Source organism: Streptomyces sp. NPDC007264 (assembly GCF_042869095.1).
In the GTDB taxonomy this organism is placed as follows: Bacteria; Actinomycetota; Actinomycetes; order Streptomycetales; family Streptomycetaceae; genus Streptomyces.
Window position 1 is genome coordinate 138,020 of sequence record NZ_JBIAFD010000003.1, and the last position, 25,823, is coordinate 163,842.

21 protein-coding genes are annotated in these 25,823 nt (G+C 72.6%); 6 read left to right on the forward strand and 15 right to left on the reverse strand.

Annotated elements, in window-relative coordinates:
* Positions 1-29 precede the first annotated feature (29 nt).
* The 10 genes from ACFYMU_RS05635 to ACFYMU_RS05680 form a co-directional block, all read right to left on the reverse strand.
* On the reverse strand, positions 30-974 hold the full coding sequence (locus tag ACFYMU_RS05635) for an AAA family ATPase (protein WP_388368273.1): 945 nt from the start codon (positions 972-974) through the stop codon (positions 30-32).
* Entirely contained in the window at positions 971-1,381 is a 411-nt protein-coding gene (locus tag ACFYMU_RS05640; protein WP_388368276.1) for a CU044_2847 family protein, read from the reverse strand. The genes ACFYMU_RS05635 and ACFYMU_RS05640 overlap by 4 nt, the downstream gene beginning before the upstream one ends.
* 103 nt (positions 1,382-1,484) lie before the next feature.
* A complete protein-coding gene (fxsT, locus tag ACFYMU_RS05645) occupies positions 1,485-4,496 on the reverse strand; it encodes an FxSxx-COOH system tetratricopeptide repeat protein (protein ID WP_388368279.1) in 3,012 nt (1,003 codons plus the stop codon).
* A 136-nt stretch (positions 4,497-4,632) separates the two neighbouring features.
* Positions 4,633-6,183: an aKG-HExxH-type peptide beta-hydroxylase gene (locus ACFYMU_RS05650; RefSeq protein ID WP_388369136.1), complete on the reverse strand. Its 1,551-nt coding sequence runs from the start codon at positions 6,181-6,183 to the stop codon at positions 4,633-4,635.
* Positions 6,183-7,397: an FxsB family cyclophane-forming radical SAM/SPASM peptide maturase gene (locus tag ACFYMU_RS05655; RefSeq protein WP_388368282.1), complete on the reverse strand. Its 1,215-nt coding sequence runs from the start codon at positions 7,395-7,397 to the stop codon at positions 6,183-6,185. The genes ACFYMU_RS05650 and ACFYMU_RS05655 overlap by 1 nt, the downstream gene beginning before the upstream one ends.
* 180 nt (positions 7,398-7,577) lie before the next feature.
* On the reverse strand, positions 7,578-7,772 hold the full coding sequence (gene fxsA / locus ACFYMU_RS05660) for an FxSxx-COOH cyclophane-containing RiPP peptide (protein ID WP_388368285.1): 195 nt from the start codon (positions 7,770-7,772) through the stop codon (positions 7,578-7,580).
* A 29-nt stretch (positions 7,773-7,801) separates the two neighbouring features.
* The gene (locus ACFYMU_RS05665) at positions 7,802-11,335 is read right to left on the reverse strand and encodes an SAV_2336 N-terminal domain-related protein (RefSeq protein ID WP_388368288.1); all 3,534 of its coding nucleotides are present in this window, start codon (positions 11,333-11,335) and stop codon (positions 7,802-7,804) included.
* A gap of 7 nt (positions 11,336-11,342) precedes the next feature.
* The gene (locus ACFYMU_RS05670; protein WP_388368291.1) at positions 11,343-12,407 is read right to left on the reverse strand and encodes an AAA family ATPase; all 1,065 of its coding nucleotides are present in this window, start codon (positions 12,405-12,407) and stop codon (positions 11,343-11,345) included.
* A gap of 171 nt (positions 12,408-12,578) precedes the next feature.
* On the reverse strand, positions 12,579-14,891 hold the full coding sequence (locus ACFYMU_RS05675; protein WP_388368294.1) for a trypsin-like peptidase domain-containing protein: 2,313 nt from the start codon (positions 14,889-14,891) through the stop codon (positions 12,579-12,581).
* Positions 14,888-15,400 carry a CU044_2847 family protein gene (locus ACFYMU_RS05680; RefSeq protein WP_388368297.1) on the reverse strand — a complete coding sequence of 171 codons (513 nt, stop codon included), beginning with the start codon at positions 15,398-15,400 and terminating at the stop codon, positions 14,888-14,890. The genes ACFYMU_RS05675 and ACFYMU_RS05680 overlap by 4 nt, the downstream gene beginning before the upstream one ends.
* A gap of 170 nt (positions 15,401-15,570) precedes the next feature.
* Between ACFYMU_RS05680 and ACFYMU_RS05685 the strand changes: the two genes are divergently transcribed.
* Positions 15,571-15,750 (forward strand): DUF6104 family protein, encoded by a 180-nt coding sequence (locus ACFYMU_RS05685; RefSeq protein ID WP_383677852.1) that lies wholly within the window; start codon positions 15,571-15,573, stop codon positions 15,748-15,750.
* A gap of 285 nt (positions 15,751-16,035) precedes the next feature.
* Here the strand turns inward: ACFYMU_RS05685 and ACFYMU_RS05690 are convergent, their stop codons facing one another.
* Positions 16,036-16,872, reverse strand: coding sequence for a hypothetical protein (locus ACFYMU_RS05690; RefSeq protein WP_388368301.1), 837 nt, complete (start codon positions 16,870-16,872; stop codon positions 16,036-16,038).
* 227 nt (positions 16,873-17,099) lie between these two features.
* Between ACFYMU_RS05690 and ACFYMU_RS05695 the strand changes: the two genes are divergently transcribed.
* A complete protein-coding gene (locus tag ACFYMU_RS05695; protein ID WP_388368304.1) occupies positions 17,100-18,104 on the forward strand; it encodes a DUF4097 domain-containing protein in 1,005 nt (334 codons plus the stop codon).
* 1 nt (position 18,105) lies between these two features.
* Entirely contained in the window at positions 18,106-19,143 is a 1,038-nt protein-coding gene (locus ACFYMU_RS05700; RefSeq protein ID WP_388368307.1) for a helix-turn-helix transcriptional regulator, read from the forward strand.
* Positions 19,144-19,165: 22 nt separating this feature from the next.
* Here the strand turns inward: ACFYMU_RS05700 and ACFYMU_RS05705 are convergent, their stop codons facing one another.
* The 4 genes from ACFYMU_RS05705 to ACFYMU_RS05720 all read right to left on the reverse strand — a co-directional run bounded on the left by ACFYMU_RS05705 (position 19,166) and on the right by ACFYMU_RS05720 (position 22,474).
* Positions 19,166-19,729: a Clp protease N-terminal domain-containing protein gene (locus tag ACFYMU_RS05705; protein WP_388368310.1), complete on the reverse strand. Its 564-nt coding sequence runs from the start codon at positions 19,727-19,729 to the stop codon at positions 19,166-19,168.
* A complete protein-coding gene (locus ACFYMU_RS05710; RefSeq protein WP_018571396.1) occupies positions 19,729-19,938 on the reverse strand; it encodes a helix-turn-helix domain-containing protein in 210 nt (69 codons plus the stop codon). Before ACFYMU_RS05710 ends, ACFYMU_RS05705 begins: the two co-directional genes overlap by 1 nt.
* A 162-nt stretch (positions 19,939-20,100) precedes the next feature.
* Positions 20,101-21,066, reverse strand: a complete 966-nt coding sequence (locus tag ACFYMU_RS05715) for a zinc-binding dehydrogenase (protein ID WP_388368314.1) — start codon at positions 21,064-21,066, stop codon at positions 20,101-20,103.
* Positions 21,067-21,250: 184 nt separating this feature from the next.
* Positions 21,251-22,474: an NADP-dependent malic enzyme gene (locus ACFYMU_RS05720; RefSeq protein WP_388368317.1), complete on the reverse strand. Its 1,224-nt coding sequence runs from the start codon at positions 22,472-22,474 to the stop codon at positions 21,251-21,253.
* A 539-nt stretch (positions 22,475-23,013) separates the two neighbouring features.
* Between ACFYMU_RS05720 and ACFYMU_RS05725 the strand changes: the two genes are divergently transcribed.
* From ACFYMU_RS05725 to ACFYMU_RS05735, 3 genes are read left to right on the forward strand one after another with little or no spacing between them, the layout of a single operon-like run.
* Positions 23,014-23,973: an ABC transporter substrate-binding protein gene (locus ACFYMU_RS05725; protein ID WP_388368320.1), complete on the forward strand. Its 960-nt coding sequence runs from the start codon at positions 23,014-23,016 to the stop codon at positions 23,971-23,973.
* A gap of 31 nt (positions 23,974-24,004) precedes the next feature.
* Positions 24,005-24,943, forward strand: coding sequence for an amino acid ABC transporter permease (locus ACFYMU_RS05730; RefSeq protein ID WP_388368323.1), 939 nt, complete (start codon positions 24,005-24,007; stop codon positions 24,941-24,943).
* A complete protein-coding gene (locus ACFYMU_RS05735; protein ID WP_388368326.1) occupies positions 24,940-25,746 on the forward strand; it encodes an amino acid ABC transporter ATP-binding protein in 807 nt (268 codons plus the stop codon). Before ACFYMU_RS05730 ends, ACFYMU_RS05735 begins: the two co-directional genes overlap by 4 nt.
* Positions 25,747-25,823: the final 77 nt, after the last annotated feature.

Genomic DNA, 25,823 nt, shown 5'->3' on the forward strand with positions numbered 1-25,823 from the left:
TCGGATGCCATGATGCGTGACCGGGCGGGTCAGAGGGGTTCGAAGAGGTCCTTGATGCGGGCCTGCTCGTCCGGCCCCCAGTCGAAGGTCCCCCCGTGGGCGGTCTCCGGCCTCCGGTGCCGAAGCGCCATGGGCAGCACCCGCCGCAGGTGGACGCGCTCCACCTGGTCCGCGCCCTCCAGTGCGGCGAGGGCCCGGGCCGCCAGCGTGGCCACGATCTCGCCGCGCTGGCCCACGGCGTCCACCCGCTCGGCGGCCTCGGCGCACAACCCGACGACCTCATCGGGCACGTGGACCCGCGGTACGCGCTCCCGCGCGGCTTCCAACCGTGTACGGGTCTCCCCGTCCTCCCGCGCGGCCGCCGCCAGCCAGCCGGACTTCTCTCCCGCCAGTTCCTCCTCGAAGTCCAGCACCGTGCGGATCACTCGGCGGCGCGCCTCGACGTCCAGTTGCCCGGCGGTGACCATCAGCCCGAAGCGGTCGAGCAACTGGGGCCGCAAGCCGCCCTCTTCGGGGTTCATGGTGCCGACGAGCCCGAAGGACAGGTGCCTGGCGGTGGCAAGGCCTTCACGCTGCACGGACAGCACTCCGGTCGAGACGACGTCGAGGATGACGTTGACGAGGTGGTCGTCCAGCAGATTCACCTCGTCGATGTACAGCAGGCCCTTCTCGTCGGCGTCCTCCAACAGGCCCGGCTGGGGCCGCGGCTCACCTCGGAGGAGGGCGTCCAGTTCCCAGCCGCCGAGGACGCGGTCGTCGGTGGCGTTGATGGGAAGGGTGACGGGCAGCTCGTCATGGGCCATGAGGGCGAAGGCCCGTACGAGGGTGGACTTGGCGGTGCCCCGGGGGCCGGCCACGAGCACGCCGCCGATGTGGGGCACGACGTGGTTGAGTTCCAGCGCCAGCTTCAGCTCGTCCTGGCCCACGACACGGCTGTAGGGCAGGATGTGCACCTCTCCGGTGACGCGGCTCACGAGGCGGCGCCTTCCGGGCCCGCCGCCGGATCCGTCGGCCCGGCGGCCGTCCGCCACCGGAAGGTGATCTGGAGCTGTGCCTCCGCCCCGCTCTTGACCAGGGCCGCCACTCCGGCGTCGACCTTGATGGAGAGCTGCATCTCTATCTCGTCCGGCCGGGCGCCCTCGGCGATCTCCCCGAAACGCAGTACCGCCTGGGCCGCGCAGCGCCGGGCGAGGTCCAGCCCGTCGGTGTAGGCGTCCCGGGCGACCCGGACGACGCGGTGGGCGGCTGTGTCCCTGGTCTCCTCGTCGCCGTACACGAGGTGCAGACCGTCGGGTGGGGAATCCGGCCCGAGGTCCGCTTCCACCTCGATGGGAATGGGCCCGTCCGCTCCCGCCGGGACGGGCCCCACTAAGATCACCACACGTCCCCCTGAATCAACTCACGTGTGTTGCAGCCAAGTTGAGAGACATGGGTCCTTCCCCGGTGCGTCGGGGGTTATGCGCACCCGACACGGCTGCGATGGGTCAGACCGTCTGCGGTTCGAAATCCCAGTAGGGGCGGTTGCGGGCGCGGGCCGAGACCGTGTGGACGTGCTGCGAGCCCAGCGTCGCCGCCAGATCGGACAGTGCCTCCTGTTCGACCTTCTCGGCCTGCCGACGGTCCCGCAGCGCACGAAGATCGGCGGCATGAGCGATGCGCGCGGAGAGCGTCATGGGGTGCGTACGGCCCAGGACCTCGGTCGCCCGCGCGACCGTCGTCCTGCTCAGCTCGGCCGACGACTCGGGGTCACCGACGAGGCTGCGCAGGGCCGCGGCGTTGATGGCGCAGCCCAGGGTCCAGGGATGGTTCTCGCCCACGGCCACGGTCATGTCGGTCAGGGCCTGCTCGATGAGGGCGTGGGCGTGCTCGCGTTCGCCCACACCGCGCAGGATCAGAGCGTGATTGGCATGGACACCGGCGACGAAGGGATGCCCATCGCCCAGCATCATCTCGTAACGGGCCACGACCGCCTCGCTGAGTTCACGGGCCTGGTCGATGTCACCGTTCTCCCGGGCGAAACAGCTCTGGCTGGTGACGAAAATGAGCGTATTCGGATCCGTTTCGCCAAAGACGCGCTCGGCCCGCTCCAGCACACGGGCCAGGAGCGGGCCCGCCTTCTCACGGTCGCCACTGCGGTAGTGACACAACGCAAGGTTGTGTTGGGCCTTCAGCGTGTAGGGGTTGTTGGGCCCCATCACGTTGAGGAGCTCTTGCACGTTCTTCGCCTGGATCGACTCGGCTGCCGGGTAGCGGCCCAGCAGGCGCAGATCGGTCGCATAGGCGAACTCCGAATAGAGGGTCCACGGATGGCGTGCCCGCAGCAGGAGACGCCGTGCTTCCATGGTCTGCCTGTCCAGCTCGAGAGCCTCTTCGTAGCGGCCGAGGAGCACCAGCGTGGCACCGAGGTTGTTCTGGGCGTTGAGGGTGCGTGAATCCTGTTCGCCCAGCAGTTCGCGATACGCCGCCAGGATCCATTGGGACAGTTCGAACGCCTCGCTGTAGCGGCCCAGGCCACGCAGGTCGGCGGCGAGTCCTCCTGCCGCGCGAAGATGCTCCAGGTCCTGCGGACCGCGTTCCTCTCTCAGATGATCGACCGCGACACGTTCGATGGCCTCCGTGCGACCGTATTCGCCCGCCGCGCGGAGCAGATTGGCGTAGTGGTAGGTCAGCTCCCAGATCCGGGGGTGCGTCTCCCCCAGCAGGGACCGCCAGGTGTCCAGGGCGCGTTCACCGAGTCTGATCCCCGCCTGGTACTCGCCCGAGAAGAACATGTAGCGAAGGCAGTTGAACACCAGCGTCTGCACGGTCGAGTCCGTGCTGTTGAGCACGTCCGCGTATTCCAGGTGCGGCACGATCTCCGCGTACGCGGACCACAGCTTCGGGTCCGTCGGTCTGCGCGGGTCCGCAGCCGCCAGCGCCCGGCGCACGACGTCGATGAACTCCTCCCGGTCCTCGTCCGGCATGTCCTTGCGGACGATCTGGTGCACCATGCGGTGCAGGTACAGGGACTCGCCCGCCGCCGCCGTGTCGTCCGAGGTGGTGTCGTGGGACTCCAGTCGGACCACGGAGTACTGGCGTAGCTGGTTGATCGCCTTGTTCCACAGCAGGGGGTCGTTGAGCAGTCCGGCGATCTGTTCGGGCAGTGCGTCGTGCGGCATCTCCTTGAGCAGCCGCACGGGGATGAAGCCGGGCGCGAAGAAGGTGCACAGGCGCAACAGGTCCACCGACTCCGGGACGGTGTCGCGCAGCTTGTTCAGCAGTATCGACCACGCCGTCTGGAAAGCGAGCGGGAAGTCCGCCGACACCTTGACGACGTCCTGGTCGATGCCGCCCTCCAGCAGACCGATGTACTCGTCGACCGACAGGTCCGAGTCGTTGAGCCAGCCGGCCGTCTGGTCCAGCAGCAGCGGCAGGTCCTCCAGTGCCTCCGCGAGTTGGTCGGCCTCGGCCTCGGTGAGCCGCGGTGCGCGACGGCGGATGAAGGCCACGGACTCGAAGCGCTCGTACACGGGCACGTCCAGCAGTCTGCTGTTGTGCTCGCTCCACTCCGGGTTCCGCGAGGTGATCAGCACATGGCCGGGGCCCGTCGGCACCAGGTCCCAGATCTGGTCCGGCTCGTCCGCACCGTCCAGCACCAGCAGCCAGCGCGCGAACGGGACACCCCGGCGCAGCGAGTCACGGACGGCCCGCAGCCGTTCGCCGTACTCCTGGCCGGTTTCCAGCCCCAGTTTCGGGGCGAGTTCGGCGAGGAGACGGCGGTAGCTGACCCGGTTCTCGGCGTTGACCCACCACACCACGTCGTACTCGGAGCCGAACCGGTACACGTACTCCGCGGCGAGCTGTGTCTTGCCCACGCCCGACATACCGTGCATCGTCACCACGCCCGCGCCCGGCTCGGCGCTCTGGAGGAGGTGGTAGGCGTCGTTCAGCAGGGACTCCCTGCCCGTGAATCGCGTGTTGCGACGCGGGACCCCGCCCCAGACCTCGGGCATGGCGGCGGGGAAACGCGGCCCGCGCCGGGTGCCGTTCACGGATTCCGGCAGCGGATCGGCCGGCAGGTCCAACCGGTCGAGCAGGCGCCGCTCGGCCTCGTCGGCACCCATGTTGGTCAGGTCCACCGGGGCGAGCACGGCCGTGGCCGTGGGCACGGGTGCCGTGGTGACCGAGACCGCGGCGAAGCGGGAGGGGTCGGGGGCCACGACCGTGCGCAGGGCCGCGTTCCACTCGTCGTGGGTGCGCGGCCCGAGCTGGAAGTACCACTCGCTGACGAGGATGAGGATGCGGCCCTCGGAGAGTTTGAGGTCGCGAAGAAGGTCTTCCAGGGGGATCTCGGCCGGGGAGTCCCATCGCAGATACACGACGCGGAACCCGCGGCGCTCCAGTCGGTCACCGATCCAGGCCGCCCAGGCTCGGTTGAACCCGGCGAAGCTGATCGTGACGGTCTGCTTCGCGGCCCCTTTCTCGGTTGATCCGACCGGCGTACGAGCTCCAGACATGCAGCGGCCTCCCCGTGCGTCATAGTAAAACCTGGGTGCGGTGCCGCATAGGCGTGGACTGGTCTGCTCCATACTTGCGCTCCGCGGTTGGCATCCTTTCCCGCGGGCGCGGCGGGCATCACCTGTTTCGGCAACCTCATTCACACGTCCGGCGCAACGGCCCGTGCCGCTGCAGCCACAGGGTGCGGGCGGCCTTCACGTACGCGGCCGCACGCGCCGCGTGTCCCCGGGGCGCCGGGAGGGCGGCGATCCGCTCGTAGGTGGCGACCATCTGGTCCACGAAGGCACGCCCTCGGCCGGTCAGGTCGGCCGATGCGACCAGCGTGGGCAGCGCGGCACCCACTTGCTCCTTGTAGCGGGCGTACAGCGCCCACGCGCTCTCCCTCTCGGCTCGGCCGGGCGCGGCGCCGGCGCAACGCTGGAAGTAGTCCGCCATGGCCAGATGGGAGTACGTGCCCTGGAGCACACCGTCGTAGGGGCGTGGATCGGGCCGCCACGGAGCGAAATACCGCTCCTCGGGACCTGCATGATGCAAAGTCACCATGTCTGCGAGGGCCGCGAGTTTGGTGTGCTGGATCTCGTGGACCAGGGTCGCGGCGAAGGCGGAAGGCGTCGGAGGGGGGCTGCTGAGCACGGCGCCGAACGCTTCGCGCCTGGTGGCGCTGCAGTACCCCGCGCTGTCGCTCCCCGCGGCCGAGGCGGGCGGAGCGGCCAGCGGTACCAGGCACCGCAGGAGGCCGACGGTCTCGGTGACCCGCTGCTCCCCGCCCAGCAGCAGGGCCCCGGCCGTTCCCACCCACGCCTGCACCCACCGCTTGCGCTCCGCGTCGTCCGGCACTGCCGCGGGGCTCATCTCCCGGTAGCGCGGCCCGCCGGGCACGGTGCGGTACGGATCGGTGTCGTCCAGCGGCATCGGCGCGCCGCCCGGAACCAGGCCGGGCAGCGCGTACGCGGGCGTCCAGGCCGGAGCGCCGGACCAGGCCCCTATGCCGTCCTCGAGGTGCACCACGACGTCGGAGGCACCCCCCTGGCGCAGTGTCAGGTGGCCGCGCAGGTGGCGGACCTCGACCGGGGCGTCGCCGGCCTCCGCCGTGTGCAGGGCACCGAGGGACGGCAGGGTGAGCATCCCGTCGCGCACCGTCAGCCGAACCGTGAAGGAGATCCCGGCGCGGGCCGCGGCCGCCGTGGCGAGTGCGCCGAGGTGGGCGAGGTCGCGTCGCAGTTCCCGTGCGCGCTCCTGCGTCGGCGGTTCCTTCTCCGTGTCGAGGCCGCGCAGGCAGCGCCTGGCCCAGGGCCCGACCAGCGGGTGAAGGAGCCGTTCGCGTGCGGGCGAGCGATGCCGGGTGTCGGCCGGCCCGCCCAGGAGGCCCGCCGGGCCGGGCGCACGGCCCCTCGTCCCCTCGACGGCCCCGCCATCGGCCGTCGCGCTTCTGCTCGGCCCCGGCCCGCCGCCTTCGCCGGGTCCCGTCCGGTCCGCCTCGGCCAGCAGCGCCCAGTCCTCCGCCACCCGCCGTCGCACCTCGGCCGGGCACAGCGCCGTGTCCGCCCCGTCCACGGCGTCGAGGACGGCTCGCAGCGTCAGCAGCCGCCGGGTGTCCTGATCGCGGACCAGGAGCGCCAACGTGTCGGGGCCGCCTTCGGTACGGCCGAGCTCGGCGAGGGCCCGGTCGGGAACCGCCGGAGATATCACGGGTTGCTCCCTTCCCACGGGGCGGGCGGTGAGACGCGGGCGGGCGCCCTGGGTGCCGGCGCCGCCTGGCCGGCGAGCCGCTTCGCCACATGGTGGATGAAACGTTGCAGGTCGGCGCAGTACACGGAGGGATTCGCGAAGCCGTGTCCGGCGCGGTAGCGGTGGGCGTAGTGGCCACCGCCGCAGACGGTGAGCAGCGGGCAGGCCCGGCATTCCGCCGCCAGCGCGGCCGCGCCCGCCTGCCGGGCCACCACGCCGGGATGGCGCAGGGCCTCGTCGAAGCCGTGCCGGAAGACGTCCAGGCCCGTCTCCGCGGCCCCCGCGTACGCCGACTTGAGGGAGTCGACCTGCTCGATCGACCCGTCCGTCTCGATCACCACCGCGTCGAAGGGCGCGAGGCCCAGCGACTCCGTGGCGGCCGGCAGTCCCAGCAACAGCGCGAGGCACTCCTCGAAGAGCCGCACCCGGGTCTCCCGCCGCCCGGCTCCCCACCAGCGGTCGAAGACGGTGCACAGCCAGTCGCCGTAGGGGGTGCCGGGGCGGTCCAGGCGGGGTGGCGGGGCCGACCAGTTCCCGTGCGGCAGCAGCAGGTCCAGGGCCGGCGGACGCAGGACGAGCAGGGAGTCGTAGGTCTCCAGCGGGTCCAGTGCCGGGTCGACCACCGTGAGGATCCCGGCGTACGACCGCGGGAACCGGTCCGCGACCAGGCGCGCCCCGCGCGAGGCGGCCGGCCAGGAGGGGCGGCCGGACCGGTCGACGCGCCGTGCGTTGTGAGCGGCCAGTCCCCCGTCGAGGCTGATGCCCACGCGGATGCCGTGCCGGGCGAGCGCGGCCATGCGCCGCCCCGTGAGGAGGGTGGCGTTGGTCTGCACGGTCGGGTGGACGGCGCAGCCGGCCGGGACCCGGTCGCGTACGAGGTCGGTGAAGCGGCCCAGCGTGTCCGCGCCGGCCAGGAGCGGTTCGCCCCCGTGCAGGACCAGGGACACCCCCGTCAGGCCGTGGTCGCGGGCGTGTTCGGCGATGCGGTGTGCGGTGCGGTCCAGGACGTCGGCCGCCGCGGCGGCGGGCCGGCCGTGCCAGCCGCGGTCGGGGCCTTCGTACAGGTAGCAGTATCGGCAGGCCAGGTTGCAGCGGCCGTGCACCTTCACGATGAACTGCCGGAAGGGGATGGGCTTTTCGGGGATCCGCCCGGGAGCGGCCTGTGGCGACACTCCAGCACCCCCATGCCGTACGGCTCGCGCTCGGTGGTACGACCACCGCGGCACGGCCCCCACCCGTAGGGGAGCACATGCCTGCCCACCGGGGAACACAAACGGGCGACATTCGAACTTGACCGACTGGGCAATGAATTCGACTGAAAGTGATACCCCTGGCCTTGGGATCCCACCCGCTCAGAAGGCGTTGTTGAACCCCCACAGTATCTCGCTCGGCTGTGTCGCCCGCTCTCGCAGGTCGGCCAGCACCTCGCTCAGCACGGGATGCTCCGTCGTCCTCAGCTCCTCGAGGTCCAGCCCCAGCAGGTCCGGCAGCGGCTCCCCGGCCCCCGTCGGTCCCGCCCCGGATGCGGCCTCGTCGTGTACGCCCATCCCACGTCCCTCTCTCCTGGTCCGCCCCGCTACTCCAGCTCCGCCAGCCGCTGAGCCGTCTGCCGTGCCGTCGGCTCGCTCGTGGGCACGCTGCCGTCCGGCAGCCTCGACCACTCCGTCCGGGCGGCCCGGTACGCCTCGCGGGCCGCGCGTGGGCGGGTTGCCGCCTCGTAGGACATACCCCGCCAGTGGTGCGCCTGAGCGCCCAGTTCCACGGCCTCCTGGCGCCGGCGGTCCGTTTCCGCCGCCGCCTCCGCCTCGCGGGCCGCCTCGGCGGCGGCCCGGAACGCGTCGACGGCCTCGTCCAGGCGCGAGGGGCGCCCCAGGCTCTGGTACGCCTCGAACTGGACCTGCCCCGCCTCCAGCCAGCAGCGGGCCGCCAGGAGCGGGTCGTCCGCCTCCGCGGCGGCGAGCCCGAAGAGGTGTTCGGCCTCGCGCAGGTCGACGCGGTCCCCCCGGGCCCGGTAGCGCAGCATCAGCGCCCGGCCCAGCAGCAGCAGGCGGTACGCCAGGTGCGGACTGCCGCCCGGGGTCTCCGTGCGGCAGTCCCGCAGCACCCGGATCGCCCGGGACAGCGGCTCCTGGGAGCGGGGCCCCGCCTCCAGGGCCGCCCTGCGCAGCAGCACCTCGCCCCACTCGGCGAGCACATCGGCGTGGGCGGGAGCGTCCCGCGACATGTGCCGGGCCGCCTGCGCGAACCGCTCCGCGGCCTCCTGGAGTTCGCGCGGATCGCCCGTGTCGGCATGGCGGGCCGCGCCGATGCGTCCGGCGCGCACCAGGAGGGCGGCGCGCAGGCCCTGCTCCCGGGTCAGGGCCAGCCCCTCGTCGACGCGTGCCCGGGCGTCGTCCAGGACGCCGCCCGACAGCAACAGCGCGTCGACCAGGTCGAGGAGGACGCGGACCCGGTCACGGGCGCTCTCCGCGGCTGCCACGGGGTCCGCCTCCCCGCCGGTCTCCAGTGCGTTGCGCAGGGACTGCGCGCCCTGTTCCGCGTACAGGCGGGCCTGCTCGGGGTCGACGGTGCCGCCGGCCAGGCGCAGCAGGATCCGGCCGTGGGCGAGCGGCAGTTCGGGCGGCCGGGTGCGCCGGTCGGGCCAGGCGTCGGCGAACGCCTCCAGCATGCCCACCGCCCCCTGCAGCAGCGCGCTGTCGCCGCCGAGACGCCACTGCGACTCCAGTGCACCCACTCGTTCCAGAGTCAGCTTGAGGGCTTCCTTCTCGTCCAGTTCCGGGGCCGCGCAGGCCACGGCGTACTCCCGGTCCGCGCGCCGCAGCAGTTCCAGCGCGCCGCGCTGGTCGCCGTGGCGCCTGCGGTCGGTGGCGGCGGCACGCAACACCCGGGCGAGCACGGCCCGCTCACGCAGCGCGCGGGGGTGGGCCACGGCCCGGTCCGCGGCCGCCTCGGCCTCCCGGAGCAGTTCCGCGCCGCCCAGCACCTCCCACAGCCTGAGCACGCAGTGCGCGTACTCGCCCCACAGTTCCGGGTCGGTGCCGGCGGCCGGTTCGTGCTCCGTGGCGCCCCGCAGCAGCTGCACGGCGTCGATGAGGTCCTGCACCATGCCCTCCCGGTCGAACCGCTCGACCAGGGAGCGGGCCCGCGGGACCGCGGCATGGGTGGGGCGCTCCGTGCCGGGGTCCGGGTCGCCCCCGCGGCCGTAGAGGGCGAACTGCCGGGGCAGGGGCATGAAGCGCTCCAGCACGCGCGCGGCGACCTCGGCGAAGGGCTGCGGTACGAGGGTGGCGCCGCCGTTGTCCCCGTTCTCCCCCGGGTAGCCGGCGCCGGGCGCGTAGGGGTGCCCCGGGCCGCCGTCGCCCAGTTGCGCCAGGGCGAGCGCCGGGAAGTTGGGGCCGCCCTTGCCGAAGCGCTGCTCGATGTACTCCGAGCAGTGTTTGAGGACCAGGACGGCCTCGTCCCGGCCGAGCGGTGACAGCAGCGACTCCTGGACACCGGGCGCGAACTCGAACCACTGGAGGCCGTCGGGCCCGTGGTCCTCCTTGGCCCGCGAGACCAGGCCGCTCAGCAGGATCTCGGCGAGTTCGGAGGGTCCGGAGCCGGGCAGCATGGTCCGCTGCACCAGCTGCATCACCGGCAGGCACAGCGGCGCCGCGGCGAGGTAGCCGGCGAGCCTGCCCGCGGCCGGCGAGGCCGTGGAGCGGAACCGGCTGACCAGTTCGAGGGCGGAGGGCCGGCGGCCGGGGCGCGCGGCGGGCGCGGGCGGCTGATCGGCGCGTACCCAGCCGACGGCGCCGGCCACCGGGCCCGCACCCGCCCCGGACAGCAGCCGCGCCCAGGAGCCGAGGGCGACCGGGTCGGGCGGCAGTACCGGCACCGGGAGGGCGCCGCGCCGTGCCTCGGGGGACGGGCCGGCCGCGGTGCGCACCCGGAGCGCGGCGGCGCCGCCCAGGGTCTCGCCGCGGGTCAGCTCCCCGTAGGTGACCGGCAGCCGGGTGCGGCTCCACATGCGCTGCGGCAGGGGCTGCAGCACGGCGGCCGGGGCCTGCCGGGACAGATGGTGCAGAAGCCGGTGGGCGTGGCCGCTGCGCCACAGGGGGCCCGCGCAGTCGCTGACGAGGAGGGTGATGCGGCGTCCCGTCGGATCGTTCAGCCGGTCGGCGGAGTGCAGCGGGGCGGCGTGGGGCTCGGGACTGCGGCTGACGGCCGGCCGGCCGTCCGGGCCCTGGTGCAGATGGCTCACCTGGATGTCCCAGAAGGCTCCCAACTGCGCGAAGACCTGCTCCAGTTCGGCGAACATCCGGTCCCAGACCCGCATCGACGACGAGGCGTCCATGACCAGTTGGAGCCGCGCGTCGGCCCGGGTCACGGCGACGAAGACGGGCAGCACCAGTCCCCCGGCCCGGGCGCTCAGTTCCGCCGTCGCCGTCTCGTCGAGCACCGTCCTGAGCGGGGGTGCGGCGCTCCGGTACCCCTGCAACGGCCGCAGTGCGCGCTGGAGTTCGAGAGGTGCCGGAAAGGCGGGGGCGACGGGCACCCCGACCGGCAGCGCCGCGGCCCGGCCCTGCCCCCGGGCCCGCTCCCCGCCGTGCTGCGGCACGGGGTACAGGGCAACGCGCCGGTGGCCCTCCGTCCCGTACGCCAGGGGCTCCGCGGGGGGCGGTCCGGTGCGGGGCGGTTCGGTCGCCGGGGTGCCGGACGCGGGCCGCTCGCCCCGGAGTTCGGGCGGTGCAGCGGACGGGACCGGCTGCCGCGGTTCCTCCTCCCCGGGCTCTCCGGACCGGGCGGGATGCGTCCAGCGGGCCAGCCACAGCGCGTCGCACAGGTCCTCGGCACCCGGGTCGAGCCCGATCTCCCGCAGCCGGACGACGAGTTCGGCGATCGGGTCGCCCCCGGGCGGTAAGGGGCCCGACGGGACGGGGCCCGGCGGGTCGCCCCCGGGCGGGACGCGGCCCGGCGGTACGGGGCCGCCGGGCCCCGGTCCTTCGCCGGGCAGGCCGAGGCCTGGTCCTTCGCCGGAGGGTCCGGGGCCCGGTCCTTCGCCGGGGAGGCCGAGGTCCGGTCCTTCGCCGGGGAGGCCGGGGCCGTGGCGCGCCGTTGCGTCGGGCATCAGCGCGTCACCTCGGGCGGTCGAGTCGCTGGATGAGCAGGTCGGCCAGGCGGTCGCGGCTCGGCGGCGCGGCGGCGTCCGTGAGGTAGATGGCGTTCAGCAGCTGGTCGGCCGCGAGGAGTTCGCTGCGCGAGCGCTCCAGGAAACGGGTGATCAGATCGTCGCCCGCGCGGGCGGCTTCGTCGCCGAGGTGGGCGCGTACGAACGTGGCGAGCCTCGTGTGGTCGGGACGGTCCAGCTGGAGGTGGATGCACCGGCGCATCAGCGGGGCGGGGAAGTCGCGCTCCCCGTTGCTCGTCAGGACGACGAAGGGGAACGCCCGGCAGCGCACCCGCCCGTCACGCACGCGCACCTTGGTGCCGTCGGCGGTCAGCACCTCGGCCTCGCCGTCCGGCAGCCGGTCGGCGATGCGCTCGAGCTCCGGTATCGGGAACTCTCCCTCCTCCAGCACATTGAGCAGGTCGTTGGGCAGGTCGATGTCGCTCTTGTCGAGTTCGTCGATGAGCAGCACGCGCGGCGTGTCGGAGGGCAGCAGAGCGGTGCCCAGCGGTCCGAGGCGGATGTAGCTGCCGATGCTCTCCACCGCGCCGGGGGAGCCGGCCGCGTCGCCTCCCCCAGGCTCTCGGCTCCGCTCGAGCGGGGAGGGACCCCCCTTGCCCTGGGCAGCGATCTGGACGTCCTGGAGCCGGGCGATGGCGTCGTAGTGGTACAGGCCGTCCTGGAGCGTGGAGCGGCTCACGATGGACCAGCGCAGTACGTTGCCCAGGCCCAGTTCGTAGGCGACCGAGTGGGCCAGGGTGCTCTTGCCCGCGCCGGGGCTGCCGGTGACGAGCAGGGGGCGGCGCAGGTACAGCGCCGCGTTGATCATCTCCAGTTCCTCGGCACCGGGCCGGTGCAGCTCGGCCAGGTGCCGGTAGGCGCCGAGCCTGCGGTCCTCGGACCCGTCGCCGCCGCCCGGCGCCGCGTCACGGCCGGTGAAGTCCCGCCACGGCGGAGGGGCGGGCAACCGATCGATCCCGTCGTGGGGTTCGCCGGCGCCTCGGTAGATGAGCCACTCGCTGGATTCGGTCATGATCCGGTCCTCGTCGTCACTCGTCCACCAGGGCAGCCGCCGAACGTGCATCACGGTATCGATCCGCAGGAAGCCTGATAAGGGCGCGGTACGGCCTTCGGCCCGGCCTCGGAGAGGGCCGCGGACCCGGCCGCCGACCCGGCCCTCGACGCGGCCTCCGGTCCGGTCGCTTCACGGGGCCTCCAGCAGGTCGCCGCTTCCCGGCAGGGGCCGGTGCGGATCGTCGTACAACAGGGCGATGCCGTCGGCCCAGTACGTCTCCGCCCGTCCCGCGCGCAGCCCCGCCCGCAGCTCGTGCACCAGCTCCGGGAGCCGCTCGGCGCTGCCCGCCCCCGCGACCGTGTCCCCCGCCCCGCGGTGGAACTCTCCGCACACGGCGTCCCGTTGGCCGTGCCAGCGGCGCCACAGCGCGATCCCGAAGCCACCGTGCACGATCCGCGCCAGGGCGACGGTGTCGTCCTCGAACCTCTCGTCGCCGTAGCGGCACAGGATCGGCACCGCGCCGTGCGGCAGACCACGCAGCCGGTCCAGCGGTGGTACGGGTATCCGCAATCCGTCGTCGCAGTCGAGTACTTCGGCCTGCGCGTCGTACGCATGGACCCAGCGCCAGCGGGCCTGCCGCTCCCGCTGCTCCTCGTCCGCCGCGACCGCGTCCCGGGCGAGAAGCCCGAACTCGTCCCCGTCGGGCAGCTGGTCGCGGTCGGCACAGCGCACGACGACAGGGCGTTCCGCGCCGAGCGGGCCCCCGCCCGGCACCAACCGCCAGGTGTCCACGGCGAGTCCGAGCAGGGCGCTGGGCAGCGCGACCTGCAGCACGGCGGGCCGTCCGGGGCGGTCGCACTGGCGGAACGCCTCCGCGAGCGGGCCGGCCAGCGGCGTGGGCAACTCGTCCAGCGGCAGGCGCTCGGCCTCGTCGAGCCGGACGACCTCTCCGTCCGGACGGGCCACGGAGATCCGCCAGTCGCAGCGGTCCGGCTCCCAGCCCCGCTGCACGAGTTCGAGCAGCGCGGACGGACCGGACGCAGCGTCCGCGGGATAGGCCCGCGCATGCTCCCCTTGGGCGCGGGCGCGGTCGTGGACCGGGGACGGGAATGAAGACGGGAACGAGGTCGAGGTCGAGGACGAGGACGGTTCGGATCCGGGCTGAGGGTGCGTCGGGGACCCGGTCAGGACGGTGCCGTCCGGCACCGCCGGCGGGCGGGGGGCAGCGCCGGGCACGAGATCCACCGGATCGTGCCGGCCGCCGCCGGCGAGCGGCCGGCCGGGCCCCGGGCGGTGCCGTGGCCGCAGCAGTTCGATCCGCTGCTGGGCCAGGCTGCGGCGGTAGCGCAGGCCCAGACCCTCCGCGCTGTGCCGCACCCACTCCCACAGGGCCTGCTCCGCGTCCCGGGTGCCGGGCGCCTCGAAGGGACGGTCGGCGGACATGACCCGCATCGCGTAGTCGAGGACGAGTTCCAGCGCACCGTCCTGGCGTGCGCCCTCGTACAGCGCGCCGAGTCCGTCGCGCCAGCCGCGCGGCGCCGGCTGCGGGAGCGAGGCCCGCAGGTCGGGCAGGGACTCCAGGATGTCGAGGAGGCTGCGGGTGCTGGCCGGGGGCGGCAGATCCGCGAGCCGGCCCAGCAGCTGGATCCGCTCGTCGGGGCTGAGCGCGCGACCGGGCCGCGCCCCGAGCTGGCTCTGCACATCGGCCCAGGTGGGCCGGTCGGAGTCGGGATGGCGCTGCCGGTCGCGGTGGTAGCGGTCGTGGGCGTGGAAGACGGCCTGGTACAGGTCGCCGTGCTCGCTGCGCAACTCGCCCGGGGGCACCGACAGGGCCCGCAACTGCTCGATTCCCGTGGAGGTGCCGCCGCTGCCCTGGTCCGATCTCGACTTCAGGACGCCGATGACCTCGCCGCGGACCGGGTCGATGACGGGCCCGCCGGAGACACCGGGCGGGAGGTCGTTGTGGCCGAGGCGCATCTGCACGCCCGAGGACCATCCTCCCAGGGTGCCCTGCACGGAGAGGGGCCCGTCGAGGACCTGTAACCGGCCCCCCATCACGGTCCACCCCGCGTAGAACACCCGGCCCTCGCCGTAGTAGGCGGCGGGCCGCTCGGAGACGTACACGCAGTCGTGCGCGACGGGTTCGCGGAGTTGGACGAGCGCGAGGTCCGGGGCCGGCCAGTGGCCGCGCACGGCCGCACCCGGATGCTCCGGGACCGTGGCCGCCACCGCCCCGGCCACGGCGGACCCCCCGTGCCCCGGCCCGGTCTCGTAGACCACGACAACCTCACCCCCCTCCCCGCCCTCTGCCACATGCGCGCAGGTCAGGACCCAGTTCGGCGCGATGAAGAATCCGCTGCCGAGGAATGTGCCCGGCTCGTCGAGGGCATACCCGACCCCCGCGCGATGGATGCGCACGGTGGCCGCCATGACGAGTTCACGCAGCGCACGGTGGGCCGCGTAGACGGCGCTCGATGCGCCCCGGGCGTGCCCGTCCGTCATGCCCCACCCCCGCCGTCGGCGTCGTCGGCACCACCGTGCACCCGAGCGCCGGGGGGCGCGCCCGCGCCCGGGTCGCCCGCCGGGGCGTGCGCTGCGTGCGCTGCGTTCGGCGGCGGTTCGGCCGTCGCGTCGGAGGGGGTGCCGCCGGGCGTGTCGGGGGACGGGGGGCCGCCCTGCCAGGTCAGGGTGACGGTGATACCGGCCTTGGCCTCGCCGTCCGCCAGCAGCCCGACCACCTTGCCCGCCTTCGCGGTCAGCTCGATGCCGAACTCGACGCTGACCTCGTCGGGCCGCACCGCGCGCAGCGGTCCCGCCAGCGAACGGGCCACGCTCGTGACGACGGAGTGGAGGCTCTCGACCTGCGCCTCCACCCGGTCGGCGAATCCCGTGTCCGTGTACGACAGCTCCCCGGACGGCGCGGCGAGCTCCTCCGCCCCGGAGATCCGGGCCCACACCGGCGTTCCGTCCGGCATCTCGATACGCGCTATCCGCGTCGACTCGTGCGCCATGGCATCCCCCGTTCCCCCGGACCCCCGCGGTCCCGCCCGACGGTGCGCAGGCTAGCGGGCGTGGCGGTGACCGCGCGAGAGTCCCGCGCGCCCCACGGGACCGCCGCGCGCCCGCCTATCCTTCTTCTTGTCGTCCCTACCCGCTTCACCAACCCGACGGAGCACCACCGATGTACTTCACCGACCGCGGCATCGAGGAACTGGAGAAGCGGCGCGGCGAGGAGGAGTTCACCTTCGAGTGGCTCGCCGAACAGCTTCGGACGTTCGTCGACCTCAATCCGGACTTCGAGGTGCCGGTGGAGCGGCTGGCCACCTGGCTGGCCCGGCTGGACGACGAGGACGACGAATAGCACCGCGAGCCGGCCTGTGACGCCCGTTCCTTGCGGGCCGGCCTGTGACGCCCGTTGCTTGCGGGCCGGCCTGTGACGCCCGTTGCTTGCGGGCCGGCCTGTGACGCCCGTTGCTTGCGGGCCGGTCTGTTGCTGACGTTGCGTGCAGGACGAGCCGTTGCGGACGTGGTGTGCGGACGGAACTGTTGCTGACGTTGCGTGTGGGGCCGCTCTCTGGCGAGCGTTGTGTGCAAGCCGTCAGGAGCCGAGCGCAAGCGCCCCCGCACAAGCGGCCACCGCCCACCGTCAGTCGCGCGGACGGCCCAGGTCGTACAGCAGGCCCAACGCGCCGTGCGCGAGGAGCAGCAGCCCGGCCGCCAGCCAGCCGCCACTGCGCCGGCGCACGCCCCACGCCGTGAGCGGGAGACCGGCCGCCACCTGGGTCAGGGCCAGGATGCGCGCCTTCTCGGTGCCGGCCCACGGGAGCCAGGAGCCGGGGTGGGACGGGCGCGCGGCCGCGGCGCGGTGCGCGGGGCCCGCGAGCTGCCGGTCCGGCCACTCGATCGCCTCGGCGGCGGGCCGGGTCCGGGCCGCCGCGCACAGGCGGTCCGCCGGTTCGCCCGGGGTCAGGCCCGTCGGCAGCGCCACTCCCGCGCGCGTGAGGACGGCGAGGAGTCCGTGCAGGCGGGCCCGCGCGTCGGCCTCCTCGTCGGGCACGGTCAGACGCTCGAGTTCCTGTATGTCCAGGACGGGGTCGAGGCCCAGGCGGGTGGCGAAGGTGTGCATGGCCTCGTCCTCACCGGCCGGGGTGCCGTCGGCGAGCCACACGTAGCCCACCGGGCGGCGGAAGCCGGCGGCGAGGGTGTAACCGGCGCGGTCGGCGTCCCACCACAGGGCGAGGACCGGCCACGGGGCGCCCACCGCGAGCGCGGCGGCCCAGCCGGTCAGGACCCGGTCGACGGGTTCGCCGCCGTCCAGCCAGGGCCGGCCCTCGGGAACCAGCACGCTCCATCCGCGGCCCGCCCGGGCGAGCACCATCGGTTCGCGCAGCAGCCGGGCGACGGAGGCGACGGAAGCGGGGTCCGACCGGCACAGCAGCAGCGCGCCGGCAGCGGGTGCGGTGGCACGGTCTTCCGTCGACATGGCCCCACGTTAGGTGGTTTTGTCGGCTTTTAGCTCGCAGGCTCCCCAGAACGGGTGTCTTGACTTTCCGTAGCCGCGATATATCGTGAACTTGAAAGACGCGATATGGCGCGTTCTTCGGCCACCGGGGCGCCCGTCGGCGTCTCGCACCCGACGGCGCCCTCGCGTTCGTCCGCGGTGTCGTCGTCGCGTACGCCGCGTCCGCACCGGCCGAGGAGGTCAGCAGGATGTCCGAGTGGTCCGTCGCAGAGCCGAGGAAGCTCACCTTCGACGCCCCCGTGACGGCACTCCACGTACGCACCGTCAACGGAACGGTGAACGTCGTGGGCACCGACGAGGGTTCCGCACGACTGGAGATCTCGGAGGTGGAGGGCCCGCCCCTGACCGTGACGCACGAGGGCGGCACCCTCACCGTGGCGTACGACGACCTCCCCTGGAAAGGCTTCTTCAAATGGCTCGACCGCAAGGGCTGGCGCCGTAGCGCGGTGGTCTCGCTGGCCGTGCCGTCGTCCACCCGCGTCGAGGTCGGCGTGATCGGCGCGAACGCCGTGGTCTCCGGGATCGACGGCGGCGCCGAGGTGCGGGGCGTCACCGGCGAGACGACCCTGGTCGGCCTCTCCGGCCGGGTCCACGTCACCACGGTCTCGGGGAACGTGGAGACCCAGGGCGTCACCGGAGAGCTGCGGCTCAACTCCGTCTCCGGCGAACTCACGGTCATCGAGGGCGCCTGCCCCTTCGTGAAGGCCGATTCGGTGAGCGGCTCGATCATCCTGGACCTCCACCCCACGAGCGGCCCCACCGACGCCCGTCTGACGAGCGTCTCGGGCGAGATCGCCATCCGCCTCCCCCAGCCGGCGGACGCGGAGGTCGAGGCGAACACGGCGAGCGGTACGGTGTCCAACGCCTTCGACGATCTGAGGGTGACCGGCCAGTGGGGCGCCAAGAAGGTCACCGGCCGCCTCGGCGGGGGCAGCGGCCGGGTGAAGGCGACCACGGTGTCCGGCTCGATCGCCCTGCTCCGCCGCCCGCCCGGGGAGGACGGACCATGGGAGGCGGCCGGCCCACGGGACGCGGCGCCGACGACGGTCGAGGACGCGGCCCCCGGGCACGCGTCACCGGACACCGGCACCGACACCGGCACCGGCACCGGCACCGGCACCGGCACCGCAATACCGTCAGACCGTTCCCCCGATGGCACGACCGGCGGTCCGACCGAGCAGAAGGGGCTCTGACATGCCTCCCGTCTTCGCCCATGGACGACTGCGGCTCTACCTGCTGAAGCTGCTCGACGAGGCGCCGCGCCACGGATACGAGGTGATAAGGCTCCTGGAGGAGCGCTTCCAGGGGCTGTACGCGCCGTCCGCGGGCACCGTCTACCCGCGGCTGGCCAAGCTGGAGACCGAGGGCCTGGTCACGCACACCACCGAAGGCGGCCGGAAGGTCTACGCGATCACCGACGCCGGCCGCGCCGAACTGGCCGACCGCAGCGGTGAGCTGGCCGATCTGGAACTGGAGATCCGTGAATCGGTCGCCGAACTGGCCGCCGAGATCCGGGCTGACGTCCGGGGTGCGGCGGGCGACCTGCGCCGCGAGATGCGGGCCGCGGTCTCCGAGGCCCGGCGCGGCACCAAGGACCACGGTGGCGGGCACGGACCGCACGCGGAGGACGGCGACCAGTCCGAGAAGGAGGCATGGCGCGCCGCCAAGGAGGAGATGCGCCGCGTCAAGCAGGAGTGGAAGGAGCAGGCCCGGCGCGCCAAGGACGAGAGCCGGCGGGCCCGCGAGGAGGCCCAGCGGGCGCGCCGCCAGGCCAAGGAGGCGCAGGAGCGGGCCCGCACCCAGGCGCAGGAGGAGCTGCAGCGCATGGCCCGGCGGGTTCAGGAGCAGGTGCAGGACCACTTCGCGCGCGGCGACTGGCCCACGGGCGTACGGGAAGGGCTGACGGAACTGGCCAAGGAGTTCGGCGACTTCGGCAAGGAGTTCGGGAAGGACTTCGGCTTCGGACGCACGGCGGCGCCGGACGCCGCGGCGCCCGAGTACGCCACGACACCCGAGGACTTCCCGGGGACGTACGAACCCTCCTGGGCCCACGAGGACCTTCCGGGCGACCCGGCCCGCGCCCTCGACCGGCTCCTGGACCGCTTCCGCGACGACATCCGCGACGCGGCCCGCGACCACGGGGTGACCGAGGACCAGCTCCGCGACACCCGCCGCCATCTGTCGACGGCGGCGGCGCACATCGGGGCCACCCTGCGGTCGCGGAAGGAGTGACAGCGGCGGCCGGCCGCGGGCGTCACCCCGCCTTGGCCTCTCCCCCGCCCCACAGCACGCGCTCGACCGCCGCGTAGGTGACGCCGTGGTCGGCGAGGACCTCGGAGGGGATGCCGGGGCGGGCGGTCAGGGCGAGGAGCAGATGCTCGTCGCCGATGTGCCGGTCGCCGTGGGCGACGGCCGTGCGCAGGGACCCGGTGAGGAGATCCTTGGCGCCGCGGGTGAACGGGCGGCGCCCGGACCGGCGCGCACCATCCGTGCGGCTCCCCGCCAGCACGCCCTCCCCGTGCGTCTCCTCCATCCGGGAGACGATCGCGGTGAGGTCGATGCCCAGCCCCGCGAGGGCGTCCGCGTCGGCTCGGGAGAGTCCGCCGCGGCGGTGGGCCTCGGCCAGGTCCCGCGCGACCGCCTCGCGCCGCCCCGTCAGCCCGAGGGACGCCAGCGCGAACGCGGCGCGGCTGCCCTCGCGGTCGAGGAGGGCGAGCAGCAGATGGGCGTCGTCGACGCGCTCGTCGCCCCTCCGTCGACAGTGCTCAACCGCGCCGGTGACCACCGCGCGGGCGTCCTTGGTGAACCGCTCGAACATCACTGCCTCCCGTACTTCTTGTGCACGGCCTGCCTGCTGACACCGAGTTCCGCGGCGATCTCCTGCCACGACCAGCCCTGGTTGCGCGCGCTGCGCACCTGCACCGCCTCCAGCTGCTCCAGCAGCCTGCGCAGCGCGGCGACGGCCCGCAGCCCGACCCGTGGATCGCGATCGCCCGCCCGCTCGGCGAGATCCGTTGCTTCCGTCATGCCGTCAACCTACGTTGACACCGCCACGATGTCAACCTTGGTTGACGAGTCGGTCGTGGACCCCGTGCGGACATGCGAACGGCGGGCTCGAGAGTGTCGAGCCCGCCGTCGGTACGCGGGGGAACGCGGGGGACGCGGGGGAAACGCGGCTGCGGGAGGGCGTCAGCCGGTGGCCAGCACGATCTTGCCGAACTGGTCGCCGGCTTCCAGCCGTTCGAAGCCCTCACGGGCCCGGTCGAGAGGAAGAACCTCGTCGATGACGGGACGCACTCCGGTGGCGGCGCAGAAGGAGAGCAGGTCCTCCAGCTCGTCCTTGGAGCCCATGGTGGAGCCGACGACCTTCAGTTCCAGGAAGAAGATGCGGGTGAGTTCGGCATGGGAGGGACGGTCACCGCTGGTCGCGCCCGAGATCACGACGGTACCGCCGGGCCGCAGGGACTTCACGGAGTGGGACCAGGTGGCGGCACCGACGGTCTCGATCACGGCGTCCACCCGCTGCGGCAGCCGCGCCCCGGACTCCAGGGCCTCCACGGCACCCAGCTCCAGCGCCCGCTTGCGCTTGGCCTCGTCACGGCTGGTGGCGAAGACCCGCAGACCGGCCGCCTTGCCGAGCACGATCGCGGCCGTGGCGACACCGCCGCCGGCACCCTGGACGAGAACGGAGTCGCCGGGGCGTACGCCGGCGTTGGTGAAGAGCATGCGGTACGCGGTCAGCCAGGCGGTCGGCAGGCAGGCCGCCTCCTCGAAGGACAGTTCCTTGGGCTTGGGCAGCAGGTTCCAGGCGGGCACGGAGACCTGCTCGGCGAAGGTGCCCTGGTAGCGCTCGGTGAGGATCGAACGGGGCTCGTCCGGGCCGACACCGTGGCCGGTCTGGCCGATGACCGAGTGGAGGACGACCTCGTTGCCGTCCTCGTCGACGCCGGCCGCGTCACAGCCGAGGATCATGGGGAGCTTGTCCTCGGAGAGGCCGACGCCCCGGAGGGACCAGAGGTCATGGTGGTTGAGGGAGGCGGCCCTGACGTTCACGGTCGTCCAGCCGGGCCTTCGCTCGGGGGCGGGGCGCTCCCCCAACTCGAGGCCGGTGAGGGGCTGGTCGCGGTCGATGCGGGCGGCGTAGGCAGCGAACATGACCTTGACGATAGGCTCCGCGCCCGGTCGACGGAACCGGAGCCCGCTGTGACACGCGTCCCGCTCGACGGGGCGCCGCCCCGGACGCCCCGCAGTCACCGGCGCGCCGTGCCCCGGACGCCCGCGCGGCGGCGGACAGGGACGGGCGGGCGGGTGACGGCCACCCGCCCGCCCACGCGGAGCACTACTGCCGTGCGACGCCCTCGGCCCGCGCCGCGGCGGCCACCGCGGCGGTCACCGCCGGCGCGACCCGCTCGTCGAAGGGCGAGGGGATCACGTAGTCGGCCGCCAGGTCGTCCCCGACGACCGCGGCCAGCGCGTCGGCGGCCGCGAGCTTCATCCCCTCGGTGATCCGGGAGGCCCGCACCTGAAGCGCCCCCGCGAAGATCCCGGGGAACGCCAGCACGTTGTTGATCTGGTTCGGGTAGTCGGACCGCCCCGTGGCCACCACGGCCGCGTACTTGTGCGCGACGTCCGGCTGCACCTCGGGGTTCGGGTTGGCCATCGCGAAGACGAAGGCGTTCTCCGCCATCGAGGCCACCGCCTCTTCCGCGACCGTACCGCCGGAGACGCCGATGAAGACGTCGGCGCCCGCGAGGGCCTGCTCCAGGGAGCCCGTGAGGCCCGCCTTGTTGGTGAACCCGGCGAGCTCGCGCTTGACCTGCGTCAGGTCGTCACGGTCGAGGGACACGACGCCCTTGCGGTCGGCGACGGCCACGTCGCCGATCCCTGCCTTGACCAGCATCTTCGCGATGGCCACGCCGGCCGCGCCCGCGCCGGAGACGACCGCGCGCAGATCGCCCAGGGTCCGCCCGGTCAGCTTGGCCGCGTTCCGCAGGGCCGCCAGCGTCACCACGGCCGTACCGTGCTGGTCGTCGTGGAAGACGGGGATGTCCAGGCGCTCCTGGAGCCTGCGCTCGATCTCGAAGCACCTCGGCGCCGAGATGTCCTCCAGGTTCACGCCCCCGAAGGAGGGTGCGAGCCGGGCCACGGTCTCGACGATCTCGTCCACGCCCCTGCAGTCCAGGGCGATGGGGACCGCGTCCACCCCGCCGAACTGCTTGAACAGGATCGCCTTGCCCTCCATCACCGGGAGGGACGCCTCGGGCCCGATGTCCCCGAGGCCGAGCACCGCGGTGCCGTCGGTCACGACGGCGACCACGGACGACTTCCACGTGTAGTCGTGGACCAGTTCCGGCCGTTCCGCGATGGCCGTGCACACCCGCGCCACGCCGGGCGTGTATGCAAGGGACAGGTCGTCCTTGTCGCGGAGCGGCACGGTGGCCTGCACGGCCATCTTGCCGCCGCGGTGCAGCGCGAACACCGGATCGAAGGCATCGTGGGGCTCTGCCCCTCCGTCCTGATCCGTACTGCTGTCGCTGCAATGATTGACGATCTCCGCTGCCACTGTCTTCTACCCCTTAGATCTTCATGGTGTGAGGGTGACCACTCCTGGTTGAGGTGTGGGCGGGACCGCGTATGACCCAGATGACTGATGCGTGACGAGTGCATACGCGACGAGCGCGCCGCACACGCGCCCTGAGCCCCGGATGAGGGGTGTAAGGATCCTTCATACCGGACGGATGGTGTCCGGGACGAGTCCATAACGCGAAGGTCACACGCCGGTGAGATGACTCATCGCCGAAAATCTGGACAAATCCCGGAAACGGCCCGTCGGAGCACGGCTCCGGGCGACGGTTGACCACATCATGAGACGCGTCGAAGATCTTCCGGTCGGAAGCAGGGATCGCCGCAAAGGTCCGGCCCTGATCGGCCGAGCGGAGGCGGTTCGGGGGTCACCCGTTATCCGATTTTGACATGGGGGTGCGCATGAATACTTGAATTCGGATGGCAAGATGCCTGAATCACACGAGGTCGACACACCCGATGGCGAGTGTCTTCGTCGACCTGTACGGCACTCCACCCATCCCGCCGGAGGAACACACCATGACCGCACGCTCCATCCGTCGTACGACCGCCACGCGCTCCCGTATAGCTGCGGTCGGCGCCATCGCGGTCGCAGGCACCCTGCTGCTCACCGGCTGCGGTGACCAGACGAAGGACAAGGGCAACGACTCGGGCGACGCGTCGACGGCGTCGGCCCCGCTGGCGGACAAGCTCCCCGCGTCGATCCGCAAGGCCGGCGTCGTCAAGGTCGGCTCGGACATCGCCTACGCCCCGGTCGAGTTCAAGGACAGCTCCGGCAAGACGGTCGGCCTGGACCCCGACCTGGCGGACGCCATGGGCAAGCAGCTCGGCGTGAAGTTCCAGTTCGAGAACGGCACGTTCGACGCGCTGCTGACGGGTCTGCGCTCGAAGCGCTACGACATCGCCATGTCCGCGATGACCGACAACAAGAACCGCCAGCAGGGCATCGACCCCGACACCGGCAAGAAGGTCGGCGAGGGCGTCGACTTCGTCGACTACCTGTCCGCGGGCGTCTCCATTTACACCCGCAAGGGTGACACCGGCGGCATCACCTCCTGGTCCGACCTGTGCGGGAAGAAGATCGCACTCGAGCGCGGCACGGTGTCCGAGGACCTCGCCAAGGCCGAGGTCAAGAAGTGCCCGAAGGACAAGAAGGTCACCATCGAGGCGTTCGACGACGACCAGCAGGCCCAGACCCGTCTGCGCTCCGGTGGCGCCGACGCGGCGTCCTCCGACTTCCCGGTGGCCGCGTACGCGGTGAAGACGTCGGGCGGCGGCAAGGACTTCGAGCTCGTCGGCGAGCAGGTCGAGGCCGCGCCGTACGGCATCGCGGTCGCCAAGGAGAACACCCAGCTGCGGGACGCCCTGCAGGCCGCGCTGAACGCCGTGATCAAGAGTGGTGAGTACCAGAAGATCCTCGCCAAGTGGGGTGCCGCGGACGGCGCCGTGAAGGAGTCCGTCATCAACGGCGGCAAGTGACCACTTCCGCGGCCGCTGAAAGGCAACACCCGTGACTGTTGACACCGACAAGTCGGCGGACCAGCAGGGCACTCCCCCGGCCGGATCGGAGGCCGTCAGGGCCATTCCGGTCCGGCACTACGGGCGGTACGTGTCTGCCGTCATCGCGATCGCGGTCCTGGTAGCGATCGTCTACGCGTTCGGCCAGGGCAAGATCAACTGGCATGCCGTGCCGGACTACTTCTTCGACGACCGCATCATGACCGGCGTGGGCAAGACCCTCTTGCTGACGGTCCTGTCCATGCTGATCGGCATCGTCGGCGGCATCGTCCTCGCGGTGATGCGGCTGTCGAAGAACCCGGTGACCTCGTCCATCGCCTGGTTCTACATCTGGTTCTTCCGCGGCACCCCGGTCCTGGTCCAGCTGTTCCTCTGGTTCAACCTGGGCCTGGTCTTCGAGTACATCGACCTCGGGCCGATCTACAAGGACTACTGGTCCGACTTCATGACGCCGCTGCTGACGGCGCTGCTCGGACTCGGTCTGAACGAGGCCGCGTACATGGCGGAGATCTGCCGGGCCGGCCTGCTCGCGGTCGACGAGGGCCAGACCGAGGCGGCGCACGCGCTGGGCATGAGCCACGGCAGGACCCTGCGCCGGATCGTCATTCCGCAGGCGATGCGCGTGATCGTGCCGCCGACGGGCAATGAAGTGATCAACATGCTGAAGACGACCTCCCTCGTGGCGGCCGTCCAGTTCTCCGAGCTGTTCCGCTACGCCCAGGACATCGGCCAGACCTCCGGCGCGCCGGTGGAGATGTACTTCCTGGCCGCCGCCTGGTACTTGATCATGACGTCGGTCCTCAGCGTCGGCCAGTTCTACATCGAGCGGTACTACGCGCGCGGCTCCAGCCGCCAGCTGCCGCCCACCCCGTGGCAGAAGGTGCGGGCCGCGATGTTCTCCCTCGGCCGCCCGAAGGGAGGCACGGCATGACCGAGAAGCTCACCAAGAGCGACGCCGCCGTCAAGGACACGTCCGTTCCGATGGTCAAGGCGGAGGGCGTCCACAAGTCCTTCGGGCCGGTCGAGGTCCTCAAGGGCATCGACCTGGAGGTCAAGCCCGGCGAGGTGTTCTGCCTCATCGGCCCCTCCGGCTCGGGCAAGTCGACCTTCCTGCGGTGCATCAACCACCTGGAGAAGATCAACGCCGGACGGCTGTACGTGGACGGCCAGCTGGTCGGCTACCGGCAGCACGGCGACAAGCTCTACGAGCTGCGCGACCGCGAGGTCGCGATGAAGCGCCGGGACATCGGCATGGTCTTCCAGCGCTTCAACCTGTTCCCGCACATGACCGCGCTGGAGAACGTCATCGAGGCGCCGGTGCAGGTCAAGGGCGTGGGCAAGGCGCAGGCCAAGGAGCGCGCGATGCAGCTCCTGGAGCGTGTGGGGCTGGCCGACCGGGCCGGGTACTACCCCTCGCAGCTCTCCGGCGGCCAGCAGCAGCGCGTGGCCATCGCCCGGGCCCTGGCGATGGACCCGAAGCTGATGCTGTTCGACGAGCCGACCTCGGCCCTCGACCCGGAGCTGGTCGGTGACGTCCTCGACGTCATGCGCGACCTCGCCGAGTCCGGCATGACGATGGTCGTCGTGACCCACGAGATGGGCTTCGCCCGTGAGGTGGGCGACTCGCTCGTCTTCATGGACGGCGGCGTGGTGGTGGAGTCCGGCCACCCGCGGGACGTGCTGACGAACCCGCAGCACGAGCGGACGCAGTCCTTCCTGTCCAAGGTGCTGTAGGAGCCACGGCCACGGGTGCCGTGGCCGCACGGCCGAGGGGCGGTACGGGATCCCCGTACCGCCCCTCGGCATGTCCG